Genomic DNA, 17,619 nt, shown 5'->3' on the forward strand with positions numbered 1-17,619 from the left:
TGCTCCATTCCTAAAGGTATACTTGTTGCAGTTAACCGCTCATATGCTTGCGAAATGCTAAATTACACAGAACCTTAAGCTTAAGCGAATGCTAACATAATATAACCTTTAGGAGTGGACTTTTAATGGAATTTACAAAAATGCACGGCCTCGGTAATGACTTCATCGTTGTTTTCGGAGAGCAAGAGCTGCCAAGTAATGCAGCGGAGCTTGCTGTAACCCTATGCAACCGGTTCTTTGGAATCGGTGCTGACGGACTGGTATATATCCTTCCTTCTGAGCGTGGCGATTTCATGATGCGTATTATGAATTCTGATGGTTCGGAGGCGGAGCAGTGCGGAAATGCCATTCGCTGTGTCTCTAAATATGTATATGACCACGGACTGGTAAGCTCAGAGCAGATTGTAATAGAAACGATTGGTGCCGGAGAACAAAAGGTTACATTAAACGTGAAAGACGGTGTTGTGGAGACTGTAACCGTAGATATGGGCGAACCTGTATTGTCCGGTCTGCAAATTCCAGTATCTATTGATGCAGAGCCAGTGCTCTCTCAGCCGATTGAAGCGGACGGAACCGAATTTACGTTCACAGCGGTATCCATGGGAAATCCTCATTGCGTGATTTACGTAGAAGATGCAGTGAATTTTGATCTTGCCACATGGGGACCTAAGCTTGAGGTACATCCTTTGTTCCCGAGAAAAGTAAACGTTGAATTCGCAACGGTACTGGATCGGGGGAGAGTGGATATGCGTGTCTGGGAACGTGGGGCAGGACCTACGCTTGCCTGTGGCACTGGAGCCTGTGCAACCCTTGTCTCCTCTGTGCTGAACGATCTTACAGACCGGGCAGCTTGGATTAGTCTAAAGGGCGGCGATCTCTATATTGAATGGAATGAAGAGGATAATCATGTGTATATGACTGGACCTGCTGAGGTCGTATTCACGGGCAGTGTAGCAATATAAAAAAATAACAAAAAAGGCAGTCCAAGAGCGCATTCTTGGACTGCCTTTTTTGTGTTTCTAACCTGATGTGACTTTAAGCAGCCGAATAATGGAAGGAGTAACCGAGAATAATACTACAATGTTTATGAAAAAAGGAGGGGAGCTTGTTGAACATCAACGGGTTAACTAAAAGAAATAAATCCGGTAAGGGACAGCAAGCAGACCCGGCGGGTTCAGGTTCTGGAGCCAGATTAACCATTCATCTGGAGCAGACACTAAACAATATCATTACCGAGCTGGGAGATAGTCCGGATCTTAGAATCCGCCAGGTAAAGCTTGGTGAGCAATCCTTTGTTGAGGCTGCTGCGGTACATCTTAATGGTCTAGCTAAGACAGAAACCGTTAATCAATTTGTAATGGGTTCATTGCTCTCTATTACGGATGAGATGCTCAAGGAAAGTAATACTGCAGCAAATAATCTGAATGACCTCATCTTAAACCGTGCCCTGGAAATAGGTGAAGCGCAGCTGCAGGAGGATTGGAACGAGGTGCTGCTCGGAATTCTTTCTGGGAAGACACTGATTCTCATTGAAGGTTATGACAGTGGCATCATGTGTGAGACTGAAGGAGGGGAAGCTCGTTCTGTCACCGAACCCTCGACTCAGCTAGTTGTGCGTGGTCCAAAGGATAGTTTTGTTGAATCTTTGGCTACGAATGTCTCATTAATACGCAGAAGAATAAGATCACCCAAACTAAGGCTCGAGCATGTGAAGATCGGGTCGGTAACTCAGACCGATGTGGCTTTAATGTACATCAAGGATACTGCGGACGAGAAGCTGGTTGAAGAAGCTAGAAAACGGCTGCAACAGATTAATGTAGATGCCATCATGGAATCCGGTTATATCGAAGAGCTGATTCAGGATAAGACCTTTACCCCTTTTCCAACGATCAATAACAGCGAGCGGCCAGACGTGGCTGCAACGAATCTGTTAGAAGGGAGGGTAGTGATTGTCGTTGATGGCACCCCCTTTGTATTGATTTTGCCTGCGGTTTTCACTCTTTTTTTTCAGTCAGCTTCGGATTATGCGCAAAGGTTCGATATTGCTATTCTGATGCGAATTATTCGGTATATCAGTTTTATCGTGCTTATTCTAGGGCCTTCCGTGTATATAGCTTTGACGACGTTTCATTATGAGATGATCCCTACGACTTTGCTGATCAACCTGTTATCGCAACGAGAAAATGTGCCTTTCCCCGCTTTTGTCGAAGCTATTCTAATGGAAGGTGCGTTTGAGATCATCCGGGAAGCGGGAGTAAGAATGCCACGTGCAGTTGGGCAGACCGTATCTGTAGTAGGTGCTCTGATTCTTGGTCAGGCCGTGGTAGAGGCTGGAATTATTACGCCCGTTATGGTGATTGTGGTCGCGTTGACCGGGATTGCGAGCTTTGCCATTCCAGCGTATAACATGGCGATTGCGGGCAGAATTATCCGCTTTGGTTTTTTGATATTGGCCGGTATGTTTGGTTTTTACGGGATTACATTGGGTTTAATCGTACTGGTTGCACATATGAACAGTCTGCGGACTTTTGGCGTTCCTTATTTGTCTCCAATCGTGCCTTTGTCATCCAGAGGTCAGAAGGATGCTGTCTTAAGGCTGCCTTTGTGGGCGCTTGGCACAGCAGAACCAGCTCCTGCTACTGCGCAGCAAGGGAACATTTCAGAAGGGAAGGAGATCACAACCGGACATGAACAGAACCTATCTCCAAAAATTCTTGATAAGACTAAAGGGACACAGTCGCATAAGAAAGGAAAGCAAGATTCTGAGTAAATGCAATTTTTTCTTAGCAGGACTTTTACCTTGCGTATTGATCTGTCTTAGTCTCACAGGCTGCTGGGATAGTGTGGAATTAAACAGAAGAGCCATCGTTTCGGGTGTGTCCATAGATAGAGGACCTACAGAAGAAGAGAAATACGTAGTATCCTTTCAGGTTATCGTTGCTGACGAAATCTCTGGGAAGAACGCTAGAGGGACTTCACCTGTTTCGGTATATAAAGGTAGCGGCCGCTCTATGTTTGAAGCATTAGCCAATGCCTCACGTCAGACTGCACGTTTTTTGTCTTTAGGACATATTCGGGTAGTCATCATTTCCGAGAAGTTCGCGCAAGAAGGCATCAAGGATATCATGGATGTGCTGGAAAGGGAAAGTGAAACCCGGCTGACAAGCCTGATTTTTATTTCCAAGGGACAGCCTGCTAGTGAATGTATGACGACTATGACCGTGTTCGGAAGAATTCCATCCAACGATTTGGTGGAAAAGCTGCAGACGACCTCTAAACAATTCGGATATAACTATCGGATGGAAGTGGATGATATTATCCGGGGGATACAGGTTCCTGGTGGGGGGCCAGTGATCAATGGCGTGCTAGTGACTGGAGATTTGGAGCAGAGGGAAAGTAATGATAATTTAAAAAAAATAAGACCGGAGGCCATAATAAAAGTTACGGGTCTTGCAGCTTTTAAAGAAGACAAGCTTAAAGGGTGGCTGCAAGGGGAGGAGGCGATCGGTACCGTTTTGCTTAAGAATAAAATCTCTCAGATGCCGGTACTGGTCTCGATAGGTGAGAATGATTATATATCATTTAATGTGTATTTATCACAGGTACATATCCACGCTGATGCGAAAGACATAGAGCATCCTATCTTCACGATTAACGTCACTCAGCAGGCTGGATTAAAGGAATCGCCCAATGGCTTGGATCTAACAGATCCGACGGTGTTAAATAATCTTTCGAAGCTTTTGGAAAAGAATATTAAAGAACAGATTCGCGCTGCCATAACAACTGCCCGTTCGTTAAAAAGTGATTATCTAGGTTTTGGTGAAGCAGCAGAAAGAGCTAATCCACGTGGCTGGAAACAAGTAAAAGATCATTGGGACCGTATATTTGAAACCTGCCAGATTAATATCAATACGGATGCTGTGATCAGGCATACGGATATGCGGAGTGATTCCTTTCAGTCCAAGTATAAGTAATGACGATAAAGGAGGAGCAGCTATGGGAAAAATAAAAATAGGACTACTCCAATTTTTCACGTTGACTTTGTTGTTTGAACTTGGAACAGCACTGGTAGTGAATCTTGGGATGGAGTCTGGTAAAGATGCGTGGATATCCATACTGCTCGGAAATTTGATCGGTTTGATTATTTTTTCGGGGTACACTTATTTATACAGAAAGTTTCCGGATCTCCCCTTAACGGCATATACCCGCAAGCTGCTGGGAAGATCCTTAGGTACGGTGATTTCCGTTCTCTACATTATTCTTTTTCTCAATTTAGCGGGTCGTGATTTACGGGATGGCAGTTCCATGCTGGTTATGGCTACTATGCACCGCACACCGTTGTTTATCATATCTACATTGATGATCTTATCTTCTGCGTATGTTTTGCATAAAGGAGTAGAGGTGTTATCCCGAACTTCATTGGTATTCGCAACTCTCGTAATGCTGATAGGTATATTTTGCTCGATCATGCTGATGTTATCGGGCTCCATTAATTTGAATCGATTGCTTCCTGTTTTTGAGAATGGGTTCCAGCCTGTGATCGAATCTGTCATTCGCCAGAACTATATGTTCCCTTTTGGTGAAATGATTTGTTTTACCATGCTAATGCCCTATCTGAACAATGTTAAAAAAGGTCCTTGGGTCATCGGAGCAGGGATATTTGTTTCAGGTTTGCTCTTAAGTCTGACTATGATGCTGAATATCTCCGTGCTGGGCACAGATATTGTGAAACGTTCACCCCTCCCTCTGATGCCCACGATTAGCAAGATTTCAATCTCTGATTTTATTCAACGTGTGGATATTCTAGTAGTTATGGTGCTGATTATCGGCGTTTTTTTCAAAATGTCAGTGTTTTTTGCGGCGGCACTTATAGGAATTTCCGAATTGTTCAAAATTCCTTACCGGAGAATGGTCTATCCCTGTGCTCTGATCATTCTGTTCAGCTCGATGTTGAACGCGCGGAGCTTTACTGAACATATTAATGAGGGAGGGAGATTGTTATATACGATTTTCCCCTTCTTTATGGTGTTGATCCCTGTAATTCTTGTCATTGTTGCGGCGATAAGAAGTCATCTTTCCCCGCCACGTTCTGGTTGATGTCCTGTTTTCCAGTAGTAGATATCGGGGATGAACAAGCAGAGCAGCAAAATACAAGCCGTTGCTTTCTCAGAGGCGGTATAGAATAGATAATTAAGGATATAGCCGACGTTACCCAGCCCATAGCCATACAGCCAATCTAGCAAATAAATATACAATAAGCAGAGAGTGGCTAGCAGTAAAGTTACAGCGTATTTTCGGATCAGAAACTTTCTTGTTTTTTTCTTCAAAGTATTCTCTCCTTTATGGAAATCTCAGCATTAACGTTAGTATGAAGCTTTTTATAGATGAACATGCATGGTGGATATTTTGGGCTAAATGCATTTCTTTTGGAAAGCTTATCATCCATACCGATTTATGTTACATTAGTATGAAACTAAAGTTAGAAACTAATGTGGCAGGGGAGGATCTTGTTGTGAAGCCGGATTTACGTTCCGCATGGGGAAATAAAGTATTAGTCGGAGACGGAGCGATGGGCACCTACTTATATCAGAAGGGTTTCCCGGTCGGCATTTCCTATGAAGAATTGAATTTGACCTCTCCGGGGGTAATCGAAGATGTTCACCGCAGCTATATTGAGGCAGGGGCAGTGCTGCTGGAGAGCAACACCTTCTCGGCGAACTATGACAGGCTCTCTAAATATGGTCTAGAATCTAAGGTTGAGGAAATCAATCGAGCCGGGGTTAGAATCGCTCGCCGGGCTGCTGGAGATCATGGGTATGTATTAGGAGCTGTAGGATCTATTCGCGCGGGCAAACGTGCGAATCTCTCTTCCACAGAGCTGAAAAAATATTTTACACAGCAGATTGCTGCATTGTTAGAAGAGGACGTAGATGGCATTATGCTGGAAACCTTCTACGATGTTGAGGAACTGCATTTAGCTCTAAGAACGCTCCGCAAGATCAGCTCGCTTCCTGTAGTTTGCCAATTAGCTGTCGATGAAACAGCACGCACATTAGATGGATTAACTTTGCCGGAAGCTTTTCGTATCCTGGAAAGCGATGGCGCTGATGTTATCGGATTTAACTGTAACACAGGCCCGAACGGAATGAAGCGGGCGCTCAAAGCTGTACAAGGGAGTCTGGTTTTGCCAGCTTCTGTGTATCCAAATGCGGGTGTAGCGGATTATGTAGACGGAGAATACCGGTACGGGGCTTCTCCAGAATATTTTGGGCAAATGGCGCAGACTTTTGCGGAGATGGGCTGCCGGATAATCGGTGGTTGCTGTGGTACAACTCCGCAGCATATCGCAGAAATCTCGTCTGCACTGAAGAATTATGTACCGCAACCGCTTCCTAAACCGTTGCCACCTGCTGTGGAGCGTGTATCGCTGCAAGATAATTTTGGCGATGATGGTAGAGAGGGTAGAGAGCCGAACCTGGTTGATCTGGTAAAGGAACGACATACGGTAATTGTTGAGCTTGATCCACCTCGTGAATTGGATATCGCAAAGTTTATGCAGGGTGCAGAAGCGCTAAGAAGAGCAGGCGCGGATGCGTTGACACTCGCCGACAACTCTCTGGCTGTTACACGGATGAGCAATATGGCGTTGGGGCATTTGGTGCACGCTAAAACCGGACTTCGTCCGCTAGTGCATATTGCTTGCCGGGATCGTAATTTGATTGGTACTCAATCCCATTTGATGGGTTTTGATGCGCTTGGAATTGATCATGTGCTGGCCGTAACAGGTGATCCTGCGAAATTTGGAGATCTTCCCGGCTCAAGCTCGGTTTATGATTTAACTTCTTTTGAGATAATTAGAATGATCAAGCAGCTGAATGACGGGATTTCCTTCTCAGGTAAACCTTTGAAACAGAAAGCGAATTTTGTAATCGGAGCTGCGTTTAACCCGAATGTTAAACATTTGGATAAGGCAGTGCAACGTCTGGAGAAGAAAATCGCCTCTGGTGCCGACTATATTATGACCCAGCCTGTCTATGATCAGGAACTTATCGTGAAGATAGCTGAGGCAACAGCACATCTGGAAATCCCTGTATTCATTGGGGTTATGCCACTGGCAAGCGGACGAAATGCAGAGTTTCTGCATAATGAGGTTCCCGGTATTCAGCTTACGGACGATGTCCGCAACCGCATGAAGGGACTTGAAGGGGAAGCTGGAAGAGCAGAAGGTGTCGCTATCGCTAAGGAACTGTTAGATGTTGCTACTGCACATTTTAATGGGATCTATCTGATGACTCCGTTCATGTTCTACGATATGAGTGCACAGCTAATTGAGTATGTGTGGGAGAAATCAGGACGCAAATTGTCCCCCTTGTTTCGCTAGTAATAATCAATTACAATAGTGTAATGGATGTGATTCCGTTGTCATTTAGCATGACCGGATACGGTCAATCGTCCCTGCAATTCGGCGGCTACAAGATTATGTTCGAAGTGAAATCGGTGAATCACCGGTACTGCGAAGTTGTACTGCGGATGCCCCGGGATTGGACGGGTTATGAGGATGTGTTGAGAAGAAAGGTTCAGCAGCACATCAAACGGGGAAGAATAGATGTTACCATCAATAGAGAGCACGATGAGTCGACTGTTAGACCGGTTCTGAATCACTCTGCTGTAATGACCTATCTAAAGGCAGCAGAGCAGCTTAAGAATGAATATGGTTTGAGTGGTGAGTTGACTTTACGTGATATACTTTCTATACCCGGTATTATGGACAGCAAAGACGAGGCTGCGGGTGCCGTGTCTGCGACATTAGAAGACTACTCCGAAGTATTGGAGGCGGGACTTGAGCAGTGTTTGCAGTCTCTGCTGGAGATGCGCGCCCGTGAAGGAAGTTTTCTAGCCGCTGATATTGAACAGCGCCTGAACCATCTTGAGAACATGCATGCTGAAATGGTTGAACTTGCACCTGTCGTAATCATTGAATATCGAGAGAAACTTCGACATCGGTTAAATGAACTAAATGATGGGACGTTCGCTTTTGATGAGCATAAATTTGGGATGGAGATCGCTATTTTTGCAGATCGCTGTAATATTGATGAAGAGTTGACCCGGTTGTATAGTCATTTCGAGCAATGCAGAGCCCTCCTGAAGGGGAAAGGACCGGTAGGACGCAAACTGGATTTTCTCATTCAGGAGATGAACCGTGAGACGAATACAATCGGATCGAAATGCAATCATCTAACTCTCGTGGGTCTTGTGCTAGATATGAAAGCAGAACTGGAGAAGATTCGAGAACAAGCTGCGAACATAGAGTAATCGGGAATAGGTAATAGCATAGAACTTTATGGGGGGAACTACCGGAACATGGCAATCAAACTTATTAACATTGGCTTTGGAAATATTGTGTCTGCCAACCGCATTATTTCTATCGTCAGTCCGGAATCTGCACCAATCAAACGTATTATCCAGGAGGCACGTGATCGGCATATGTTGATCGACGCCACCTATGGCCGACGGACTCGTGCCGTAATCATTACAGATAGTGATCATGTCATCCTATCGGCTGTACAGCCGGAGACTGTGGCGCATCGCTTATCCAGTAAAGATGACGACAACGACGAATAACAACTAAATGGAGTGTATTATGTCAAAAGGATTGCTCATCATATTATCCGGACCTTCCGGCGTAGGTAAAGGTACTGTTTGTACAGCACTACGTCCGAAGATGCCCGAACTTGTCTACTCAGTTTCTGCTACTACTCGCAGTCCGCGTGCGGGTGAGGAAGATGGCGTCAACTATTTTTTCAAAAGCAAAGATGAATTTATGGCAATGATCGAAGCCGATCAATTGCTTGAATACGCGGAGTACGTAGGTAATTATTACGGTACTCCACGTGATTTTGTGGAGAGAACTCTCAATAGCGGCAAAGACATTATTCTCGAAATTGAGGTTCAAGGCGCTCTCAAAGTTAAAGAGAAATTTCCTGAAGGGATTTTTGTGTTCCTTCTTCCTCCATCCATGGACGAGTTGAAGGACCGCATTCGCGGACGGGGTACTGAGCATCCAGATGTGATCGATCACCGCATGACTGTAGCGGAGGATGAGATCAACTTAATGCAGCATTATGATTATGCTGTTGTGAATGATGAGATTGATCTGGCTTGTAAGAGAATAGAAAGCATTATTATCGCCGAACATTGTAAAGTCAGATAATTTATGCTGAAGGTCAAATGTATTAACAGTAAACTATGAAGAGGTGTCCCAGTGCTATATCCATCCATTGATGAAATGATGACTAAGGTTGACAGTAAGTATTCGCTCGTTGTCGCTGCTGCACGTCGTGCTAGACAATTGCGTGAGGGTGGCAAGACAGATGTGAAGAATCCTAGATCGCATAAATTTGTTGGTGTTGCTCTTGAGGAAATTTACGAAGATCGCATTACTCTAACCCGCGGTGAAGAGTAGTCTCAAGCATAAGTAATAATGACCTATTGTAGAAACGGATGCCGCCTATTTGTTTTGAGGCGCTGCCGTTTCTTCTTGGGTTATGGAGCATTTACGGGTCTTAAATTTATGATGAAAGCCCAGAACCGGGCTCTTTATGACAACCGGAAGGTTGTTATTTTTTTCTCGTCGTAAAGATAGCCATTCGTTGTAAGAGTAGGGAACAGGGGGGAGATCATGTTGAAGAGCTTGAAGGGGAAGACTATTTTACTTGGGATCACAGGAGGAATTGCTGCTTATAAAGCGGCGTCCTTGACCAGTAAGCTTGTCCAAAAAGGTGCCGAGGTCCATGTCATTATGACAGCTTCGGCGAAGCAGTTCATTACAGAATTAACTCTACAGTCACTATCGAAGCAACGAGTATACAGCGATACATTCCAGGAGAGAGATCCATCCTCCATTTCACATATTGATCTGGCAGATGCTGCGGATCTTGTGCTGGTAGCACCCGCGACCGCAAATATGATTGCCAAAATGTCGCACGGGATCGCCGATGATATGTTATCTACAACGCTGCTAGCTACTACGGCTCCTATTATGGTTGCACCAGCTATGAATGTTCATATGTATCAGCATCCAGCTGTACTTAATAATTTGAATATTCTCGCTAGTCGGGGCATTCAATTTATTGAGCCTGGTGAAGGACTGCTGGCATGTGGATACGTTGGCAAAGGTCGGCTAGAAGAGCCAGAGGCTATTGTGAGTGTGGTTGAGAATTTTTTTGCACATCAAGCAAGCGTCGCATCCAAACCTCTTGTGGGTAAAAAAATCGTCATCACAGCGGGTGGAACGGTAGAACGCATTGATCCAGTACGTTATATCTCCAATGATTCATCAGGTAAAATGGGCTTCGCATTAGCACGTACTGCGCGCGCAATGGGAGCTGAGGTAACGTTGATTGCTGCGCGTACAGATGAGGCCCCTCCACAGGATCCAGAGATTTCAGTCATTCGTGTTCAATCTGCACAGGAAATGTATGAAGCAGTTACCGCACAGTGGGACAGCTGCGATATTATGATCAAGGCGGCGGCTGTATCGGATTACCGTCCGAAGCATAGTGAGCCTTCTAAGATTAAAAAAAGCGGAGAGACGATGACGCTTGAGCTTGTGAAGACAACGGATATTCTGGAAACACTCGGTAAGAACAAAAACAAGCAGTTTTTGGTTGGCTTTGCTGCGGAAACGGGCAATACGGAATTTTATGCTAAGGACAAGCTGGTCCGCAAAAACTGCGATCTCATCGTTGCTAACAATGTAGCGGCTGCAGGAGCCGGATTTGGAGCGGATACGAATATCGTTTCGATATATGATGTGAATGGATTGGTGCTTGAATTGCCACAATTGTCGAAGGATGAGGTTGCTCGTCGTTTGCTGACGCTCGTGGCAGAGCGAATTACTGGAGCTTCATTATAATGGATATCGCCAAGGTCATTGTGGATGTGCCTGTACGCAGCACTGACCGGCCATTTGATTATAGTATTCCAGAATCCCTGAAATTATGGATTGAAGTGGGCAGTCGGGTAGCCGTTCCGTTTGGGCACCGGACAGTCCAAGGTTTTGTAGTTTCTTTAGAATCAGGCGAGACTCTAGTGAATCCTAGCCTGAAGCCAATCCAAGAAGTGTTGGATCTGCTCCCGCCTTTATCTCCTGAATTAGTTGAGCTTGCGGACTGGATGAGTAAAAGATATGCATGTAGACGAATTTCAGCACTGCAGGCGATGTTGCCCACCGCTCTAAAAGGGAAGGCAGAACGGCTGATTTCACTTGGAGATGTGCAGGAAGAGACAGCATTTCCAGCGGATGAATTGTTCCCAATGTTTGCGGACACAGGGGATGAGGAACGGCTAATCACAGAATTTATTGGACGTAGTGGCGAAGTTTCCATGAAGCAGCTTACTCGTGCATTTCCTGAGGCTGCTGAGACGGTGAAGTTCATGCTGCGGCGTGGAGTACTTATAGAGAGTCAATCCATTAAGGATAAAATGGGCAAGAAAAAGCTCAAGGCAGTCGATCTGGCGATAGGTGTCACTGCTGCCCGTGAGGCTTTGAACAAATTTCCGAAAAAATCAGCACGCCAGAAGGAAGTTCTGAGCTTTTTAGTTGATATGGAAGCTACACTCCCCATGGCCCTTAAAGAAGTTTTGTCTGCACTCCAAGTAACGGCAAGTACTGTAAAGGCCTTGGAGGAAAAAGGATTTATCGAGATCAGTGAAATTGAAGTCTATCGCGATCCTTATCAAGGGCGAGATTTTAAACCTACCGCACCTCTACCGCTCACAGCGGAACAAGAGGTCGTATATACAAGGATTTCTCGAACCGTAGAAGAGCAGCTTCACGAAGTATTTCTGCTTCATGGCGTTACGGGTAGTGGTAAGACAGAGATCTATTTGCAGTGTATTAAACGTTGTTTAGATCAGGGTAGACAGGCTGTTGTTCTTGTTCCAGAGATTGCTTTAACGCCACAAATGGTGGAGCGGTTTAAGGGACGGTTCGGCAGCGGGGTCGCGGTTATGCATAGCCGGCTGTCTGTTGGTGAGCGCTACGATGAGTGGCGTAAAATCCGTGAAGGAAAGGCCACAGTCGCTGTAGGCGCAAGATCGGCCGTGTTTGCTCCTTTCTCCAACTTAGGGCTGATTATTATGGATGAAGAACATGAGACCTCTTATAAACAGGAGGAGAATCCGAAATATCATGCCCGTGATGCTGCTATTCGTAGAGCGGAGCAGTGTGGGGCAGCTGTGATTCTTGGATCTGCCACGCCTTCGCTGGAAAGCTATCATGCTGCAAGATCGCAGAGTGATATTCATTTTTCACCGGTACTGCTGGAGATGCCTACCCGTGCGCTTGGAAATGAACTTCCAAAGGTGAACGTAGTAGACATGCGGGAAGAGCTTAAAGAAGGCAACCGTTCGATGTTCAGCCGAAAGCTTCATTCAGCACTGGAAAAGAGGCTGGAACGCGGAGAACAGACGGTGCTGCTGCTTAACCGTAGAGGTTTTTCAACCTTTGTCATGTGTCGTAGCTGTGGTTATGTAGCCGGTTGTCCAGAATGTGATATCTCACTAACATATCATAGCCGTAGTGACAATTTGCGTTGTCATTATTGTGGCCATGCTGAACCAGCACCTAAGCTTTGTCCGGAGTGTGGGAGTGAGCATATCCGGTTTTTCGGAACGGGTACACAGCGGGTGGAAGAAGAGCTTGGTAAGCTCTTCCCAGGCATACGAGTGATTCGTATGGATGTGGACACAACAACAGAAAAAGGCTCACATGAGAAGCTGCTGAACCAATTCCGGGACAAAAAAGCGGATGTTCTCCTGGGGACTCAGATGGTAGCAAAGGGACTGGATTTTCCAGATGTCACTCTTGTTGGTGTAATCACAGCAGATTCAGCATTGAACCTGCCCGATTTTCGCGCAGCAGAGAAGACCTTCCAATTGCTTACACAAGTTGCAGGCAGAGCAGGCCGGCATCAGCTTCCAGGCGAAGTGGTCGTTCAGTCCTATACGCCAGAGCATTATTCCATTATTCATGCCAGCGGACATGACTATCTCTCTTTTGTACGTGAAGAGCTGAAGCATCGTAGAGGCCTCCATTATCCGCCGTATTGCAGACTCATCCTGGTCACATTGTCTCATGAACAGCTGCCGCTTCTACTGCGGATGGCAGAGAATTATGCTCTGAATCTTCAAGGAAAAGCCAGACAGCTAAGATGGTATGGAAGTCTCGATAAGCTAACCAGTGATGTGTTAGATCTGTTGGGTCCTGTGGCTTCACCTATCCCTCGATTAAAGGGTAGATATAGATTCCAGTGTATGATAAAATGGCGCGGCGCCATCGATGTAATTGGACTTGTCCGCCAAGTGGCTGAAGAGTTAGAGGATTCTGTACGGGATACTGGTCTTCAGATCAGCATTGATGTGGATCCGCAGATGTTGATGTAAATCCGTATCATGTTACAATGTAAAAAAAGAGCTTTATAAATTGACTTTAAATATAGAAATGTTCAGAACGGGAAGGTGTTTTGTAATGGCTATACGTTTGATCGTTAAGGAACCGGATGAAGTATTGCACAAAAAAGCTAAAGAAGTAGCTGTAGTTACTCCTAATGTTAAAAAATTGCTGGATGATATGGCACATACGATGTATGACGCTGAAGGAGTAGGGCTGGCGGCACCCCAAGTCGGAATTTTGAAACGTCTAATTGTGGTGGATGCGGATGAAGAGCATGGATTGATCAAAATGATTAACCCTGAAATCATCAGCATGGAAGGTGAACAGCTAGGGCCAGAAGGATGTCTTAGTATTCCTGGCTTGAATGGTGATGTACGCCGTGCGGAGACTGTAACTGTACGTGGCCTTAACCGTGAGGGAAAAGAGATTACGATAACCGGCAGTGGTTTACTTGCCCGGGCTTTTCAGCATGAGATTGACCATTTGAATGGAGTTCTATTTACAGATATCGCTGAAAAAGTGTACGAGATGACTGCTAACGAGACTGAGGAGTGAGGAATATGAAGATTGTTTTCATGGGAACTCCAGCCTTTGCGGTGCCAAGCTTGCAAATGCTGGTAGATGAAGGCTATGAAGTTGTAGCTGTCATCACCCAACCGGATCGTCCGCAGGGGAGAAAAAAGATCTTGGCTCCTTCACCAGTTAAGGAAGCCGCATTAGCTCTCGGATTACCTGTGCTTCAGCCTGAACGCATGCGTCGTCCTGAGGCAGTCGCTGAGCTGGCTGCGTATGAGCCGGATTTGATCGTCACGGCTGCTTATGGTCAAATTTTGCCTAAAGCTGTGTTGGACTTACCGCGGAATGGTTGTGTGAATGTACACGGTTCGTTGCTTCCTAAATATCGGGGAGGTGCTCCGATTCAGCGTAGTATCATCAATGGTGAGAAAGTGACCGGCGTTACTTTGATGTATATGGCGGAAGGGCTGGATACCGGTGACATGATCTCTCGTGTCGAAGTGGCTATTGAGGCTGAAGATACCTCTGGAACTCTTTTTGAGAAGCTAAGCCTAGCGGGACGAGATCTGTTAAAGTCTGAAATGCCACGTTTAGTGAGTGGAAAAGTTCAAGCTGTTCAGCAAGAAGATAGTGAAGCAACTTATGCTCCTAACCTTAATCGCGAGGATGAACGTTTGGATTGGAACGCCAGCTCGCGTGATAACTATAATCGAATTCGTGGATTAGTTCCTTTTTCCGGCGCATTTACGCTCTGGAATGGCGAAACCTTTAAAGCATGGGCTTCTCAACTGCCTGAAGAGCAGAAAGCAAGCGATAGTGCTCCAGGAACGGTGCTTTCTGTAACCGAGCAAGGTGTCGAAGTGAAAACAGGTGACGGAAGTCTGCTGCTGACAACGGTTCAACCTGCTGGCAAAAAAGCAATGAGTGCGGCCGATTTTAGCCGTGGTGCTGTTATGAAGCCAGGGACGGTGTTAGGTTGAGCGGCGGTGGAAAAGGTGTTGGCCGATCAGCAGTAAATCCTAACGCTGGTAAGAGACAGGGGAATAATTCAAAAGCAGTAGGCAAAAACGGCGGAGCTGGCAACAAGGGTAAGGTTACCCCTGCTTCTGCCCGGGAAATCGCGCTTGATATAATGGTTAAGGTTGAACAGCAAGGTGCTTATAGCAATTTGCTGCTCAACAGCAGTCTACAGAAGGCAACGCTTAGCAGAGAAGATGCCGGACTGGTGACAGAACTTGTTTATGGCTCTATTTCGCGGATGAACACCTTGGATTATGTGCTTGAAGGATTTGTTAGTAAAGGGATAGCTAAACTACAGCCATGGGTCCGTAATTTACTGCGGTTAAGTTTATATCAAATTATGTATCTTGATCGTATACCGTCCCATGCAGCTGTAAATGAGGCTGTTAATATAGCGAAGAAAAAAGGCCACCAGGGAATCTCAGGGATGGTTAACGGCGTGCTGCGCAGTGTGTTGCGTACTGGTAATCTACCGGTTCTGCCTGAGGGACTGAGTCAAGCGCAGCGGATATCGATATTATACTCACATCCGTTGTGGTTAGTGGAACGTTGGATTACCGAGTACGGTGTCGACACGGCGGAAGCGATTTGTGCATCTAATAATGAGCCGCCTGCGGTCAGCGTACGTGTGAATACAACGATGATCAGTCGTGAAGCTCTGCTGAACCAGATGATTGAACAAGGTCTGCAAGCTTCAGCATCTGAGGTTAGTCCCTATGGCATTGTTGTGAAAGGCGGCGGAAACCTGGCGCTCACCTCCTGGTATCGTGATGGATATCTCTCCGTTCAGGATGAGAGTTCTATGCTAGTAGCTGAAGCGGTAGCTCCGGAGCCTGGTATGAGGGTGCTTGACTGTTGCGCTGCTCCTGGGGGCAAAACAGCACATATGGGCGAGCTCATGAAAGATGAAGGATCAATTTACGCTAATGATTTGCATTTGCATAAAGCGAAATTGATCTCAGATCAAGCAGAACGTTTAGGTCTTGATTGCGTATCTACAGGCAGTGCAGATGCGCTGGAGCTGGAGCACACTTTAGAGCATCAATCCTTTGATAGAATCCTTCTCGACGCACCTTGCTCTGGACTTGGCGTAATTCGCCGTAAGCCAGACCTCAAATGGCGTAAGCAGCCGGAAGATGTGGCTAGCGTAGCGTCATTGCAACGGGAATTGCTGCAGTCGGTCTCTAAACTGTTGAAACCGGGTGGCATTCTGGTATATAGTACCTGTACTACTGAACAAGCAGAAAATAGTGAAGTAGTAGCTGAATTTTTGAAGCAGAATCCTGACTTCACCGCTGTGACTTTTGCCTCCCCATTATGGGACAGGCTGGAGGGTACTGCGCTGGCTGAGGGTGAAGGAATTCAGCTGCTGCCTCATCATTATGGGAGCGACGGGTTCTATATTTCCAAGCTTCAGAGAGTCTTGTAATATAGCAAATTTTCTGACAATTGTAGTATCCTCCGCCCGCCGGGCTACCGTACGGCGGGCGTTTTCTTTTACCGTCTCTGAAATTTGTGTTAAAATAGGAAGAATGAGAAATAATACGCATATCCTTATGAAAGAACAGGTGTAGATAATAATGAAACCTTTAATATATGATTTTTCTTTAGAAGAGTTACAACAGTGGGCGAAAGACAATGGTGAGCCTGCTTTTCGTGGTGGACAAATTTTTGATTGGCTGTATGTAAAACGTGTGAATGACTTCGAAGCAATGAGCAATTTGTCCAAAGGGCTTCGTCAGAAGCTGAATGAACAATTCTCTATTGCTGCACTAACTGAAATTACTAAAATGGAATCTAAAGATGGAACTGTAAAATTCCTGTTTGGATTGCATGACGATCATGCTATCGAAACAGTTATCATGAAACATAATTATGGCAATAGCGTTTGTGTAACAACCCAAGTAGGATGCCGAATCGGCTGTACTTTCTGTGCTTCCACACTCGGTGGATTAAAACGGGATTTGACAGCGGGAGAAATTGTAGCTCAGGTTGTTCGTTCCCAACAAATCCTTGATGCGCGCGGCGAACGTGTCAGCAGCATTGTTATCATGGGTACTGGTGAGCCGTTTGAGAACTATGATGCAACAATGAGATTCTTGCGTCTTATGATTCATGAGAAGGGCCTAAATATCGGACAACGGCATATTACTGTTTCCACCAGCGGTATTGTACCGAGCATTTATAAATTTGCAGAAGAAGATACCCAGATTAATTTGGCGATTTCGATTCATGCACCTAACGACGCCTTGCGTTCAAAGCTAATGCCTGTTAACCGCCGTTTTCCGTTTGATGATGTAATTGAATCATTGCGTTATTATCAAGCTAAGACGGGACGACGTGTCAGCTTTGAATATGCCTTGATCGGCGGGGTAAATGACCAACCGGAGCATGCTGAGGAATTGGCTGGGGTGCTTAAGAGCATGTTGTGCCACGTCAATTTGATTCCGGTAAACCATGTGCCTGAGCGGAAATATGTACGTACTTCACGCAATGATATCTTTGAGTTTCAACGTATTTTGGCTGATAACGGGGTGAATGTTACTATTCGCCGTGAGCAAGGCCATGATATCGCGGCCGCATGCGGACAGCTGCGTGCCAAACATATGGAGTTGGGGTGAGGATAT

The 17,619-nt window shown here is 45.7% G+C and carries 16 protein-coding genes; 15 read left to right on the forward strand and 1 reads right to left on the reverse strand.

Annotated features, from left to right (window positions below; all coding sequences use genetic code 11):
- The first annotated feature begins 125 nt into the window (after positions 1-125).
- From dapF to MHB37_RS13325, 4 genes are all read left to right on the forward strand, one after another.
- A complete protein-coding gene (dapF, locus tag MHB37_RS13310; protein ID WP_076129138.1) occupies positions 126-962 on the forward strand; it encodes a diaminopimelate epimerase in 837 nt (278 codons plus the stop codon).
- Between the two features lie 146 nt (positions 963-1,108).
- A complete protein-coding gene (locus MHB37_RS13315) occupies positions 1,109-2,770 on the forward strand; it encodes a spore germination protein (protein ID WP_076280822.1) in 1,662 nt (553 codons plus the stop codon).
- Positions 2,688-3,974 carry a Ger(x)C family spore germination protein gene (locus tag MHB37_RS13320; RefSeq protein ID WP_081383232.1) on the forward strand — a complete coding sequence of 429 codons (1,287 nt, stop codon included), beginning with the start codon at positions 2,688-2,690 and terminating at the stop codon, positions 3,972-3,974. Before MHB37_RS13315 ends, MHB37_RS13320 begins: the two co-directional genes overlap by 83 nt.
- Before the next feature lie 22 nt (positions 3,975-3,996).
- On the forward strand, positions 3,997-5,097 hold the full coding sequence (locus tag MHB37_RS13325) for a GerAB/ArcD/ProY family transporter (RefSeq protein ID WP_076129140.1): 1,101 nt from the start codon (positions 3,997-3,999) through the stop codon (positions 5,095-5,097).
- Here MHB37_RS13325 and MHB37_RS13330 read toward each other — a convergent pair.
- Positions 5,070-5,327, reverse strand: a complete 258-nt coding sequence (locus MHB37_RS13330; RefSeq protein WP_036686181.1) for a hypothetical protein — start codon at positions 5,325-5,327, stop codon at positions 5,070-5,072. The two genes, MHB37_RS13325 and MHB37_RS13330, sit on opposite strands and share 28 nt — an antisense overlap.
- Positions 5,328-5,512: 185 nt before the next feature.
- Here MHB37_RS13330 and MHB37_RS13335 point away from each other — a divergent pair, with 185 nt between their 5' ends.
- The 11 genes from MHB37_RS13335 to rlmN all read left to right on the forward strand — a co-directional run bounded on the left by MHB37_RS13335 (position 5,513) and on the right by rlmN (position 17,613).
- A complete protein-coding gene (locus tag MHB37_RS13335) occupies positions 5,513-7,381 on the forward strand; it encodes a bifunctional homocysteine S-methyltransferase/methylenetetrahydrofolate reductase (RefSeq protein WP_405169491.1) in 1,869 nt (622 codons plus the stop codon).
- A 38-nt stretch (positions 7,382-7,419) separates the two neighbouring features.
- The gene (locus MHB37_RS13340) at positions 7,420-8,313 is read left to right on the forward strand and encodes a YicC/YloC family endoribonuclease (protein ID WP_076129143.1); all 894 of its coding nucleotides are present in this window, start codon (positions 7,420-7,422) and stop codon (positions 8,311-8,313) included.
- Between the two features lie 48 nt (positions 8,314-8,361).
- Complete coding sequence (gene remA / locus MHB37_RS13345; protein ID WP_006209218.1) at positions 8,362-8,622, forward strand: extracellular matrix/biofilm regulator RemA; 261 nt, start codon at positions 8,362-8,364, stop codon at positions 8,620-8,622.
- A gap of 19 nt (positions 8,623-8,641) precedes the next feature.
- Positions 8,642-9,211: a guanylate kinase gene (gene gmk / locus MHB37_RS13350; protein WP_076129144.1), complete on the forward strand. Its 570-nt coding sequence runs from the start codon at positions 8,642-8,644 to the stop codon at positions 9,209-9,211.
- 51 nt (positions 9,212-9,262) lie between these two features.
- Positions 9,263-9,463: a DNA-directed RNA polymerase subunit omega gene (gene rpoZ, locus MHB37_RS13355; RefSeq protein ID WP_036686188.1), complete on the forward strand. Its 201-nt coding sequence runs from the start codon at positions 9,263-9,265 to the stop codon at positions 9,461-9,463.
- A 216-nt stretch (positions 9,464-9,679) separates the two neighbouring features.
- Positions 9,680-10,915: a bifunctional phosphopantothenoylcysteine decarboxylase/phosphopantothenate--cysteine ligase CoaBC gene (coaBC, locus tag MHB37_RS13360; protein WP_405169492.1), complete on the forward strand. Its 1,236-nt coding sequence runs from the start codon at positions 9,680-9,682 to the stop codon at positions 10,913-10,915.
- On the forward strand, positions 10,915-13,446 hold the full coding sequence (gene priA / locus MHB37_RS13365; RefSeq protein WP_076189879.1) for a primosomal protein N': 2,532 nt from the start codon (positions 10,915-10,917) through the stop codon (positions 13,444-13,446). Before coaBC ends, priA begins: the two co-directional genes overlap by 1 nt.
- Positions 13,447-13,531: 85 nt before the next feature.
- Positions 13,532-14,011: a peptide deformylase gene (def, locus tag MHB37_RS13370; RefSeq protein ID WP_036686193.1), complete on the forward strand. Its 480-nt coding sequence runs from the start codon at positions 13,532-13,534 to the stop codon at positions 14,009-14,011.
- A gap of 5 nt (positions 14,012-14,016) precedes the next feature.
- The gene (gene fmt, locus MHB37_RS13375; protein WP_248548083.1) at positions 14,017-14,952 is read left to right on the forward strand and encodes a methionyl-tRNA formyltransferase; all 936 of its coding nucleotides are present in this window, start codon (positions 14,017-14,019) and stop codon (positions 14,950-14,952) included.
- The gene (gene rsmB / locus MHB37_RS13380) at positions 14,949-16,421 is read left to right on the forward strand and encodes a 16S rRNA (cytosine(967)-C(5))-methyltransferase RsmB (protein WP_282579740.1); all 1,473 of its coding nucleotides are present in this window, start codon (positions 14,949-14,951) and stop codon (positions 16,419-16,421) included. Before fmt ends, rsmB begins: the two co-directional genes overlap by 4 nt.
- Positions 16,422-16,572: 151 nt before the next feature.
- Positions 16,573-17,613 (forward strand): 23S rRNA (adenine(2503)-C(2))-methyltransferase RlmN, encoded by a 1,041-nt coding sequence (gene rlmN / locus MHB37_RS13385; RefSeq protein WP_036686196.1) that lies wholly within the window; start codon positions 16,573-16,575, stop codon positions 17,611-17,613.
- Positions 17,614-17,619: the final 6 nt, after the last annotated feature.

It is taken from the genome of Paenibacillus sp. FSL H3-0286 (assembly GCF_045040705.1).
Lineage (GTDB): Bacteria > Bacillota > Bacilli > Paenibacillales > Paenibacillaceae > Paenibacillus_AQ > Paenibacillus_AQ odorifer.

What these genes read in the sequence shown, in the direction of transcription:
- coaBC (WP_405169492.1), top strand. Translation starts at nt 9,680, where the DNA reads ATGTTGAAGAGCTTGAAGGGGAAGACTATTTTACTTGGGATCACAGGA.
- rlmN (WP_036686196.1), top strand. Translation starts at nt 16,573, where the DNA reads ATGAAACCTTTAATATATGATTTTTCTTTAGAAGAGTTACAACAGTGG.
- gmk (WP_076129144.1), top strand. Translation starts at nt 8,642, where the DNA reads ATGTCAAAAGGATTGCTCATCATATTATCCGGACCTTCCGGCGTAGGT.
- remA (WP_006209218.1), top strand. Translation starts at nt 8,362, where the DNA reads ATGGCAATCAAACTTATTAACATTGGCTTTGGAAATATTGTGTCTGCC.
- dapF (WP_076129138.1), top strand. Translation starts at nt 126, where the DNA reads ATGGAATTTACAAAAATGCACGGCCTCGGTAATGACTTCATCGTTGTT.
- MHB37_RS13320 (WP_081383232.1), top strand. Translation starts at nt 2,688, where the DNA reads ATGAACAGAACCTATCTCCAAAAATTCTTGATAAGACTAAAGGGACAC.
- priA (WP_076189879.1), top strand. Translation starts at nt 10,915, where the DNA reads ATGGATATCGCCAAGGTCATTGTGGATGTGCCTGTACGCAGCACTGAC.
- fmt (WP_248548083.1), top strand. Translation starts at nt 14,017, where the DNA reads ATGAAGATTGTTTTCATGGGAACTCCAGCCTTTGCGGTGCCAAGCTTG.
- MHB37_RS13325 (WP_076129140.1), top strand. Translation starts at nt 3,997, where the DNA reads ATGGGAAAAATAAAAATAGGACTACTCCAATTTTTCACGTTGACTTTG.
- def (WP_036686193.1), top strand. Translation starts at nt 13,532, where the DNA reads ATGGCTATACGTTTGATCGTTAAGGAACCGGATGAAGTATTGCACAAA.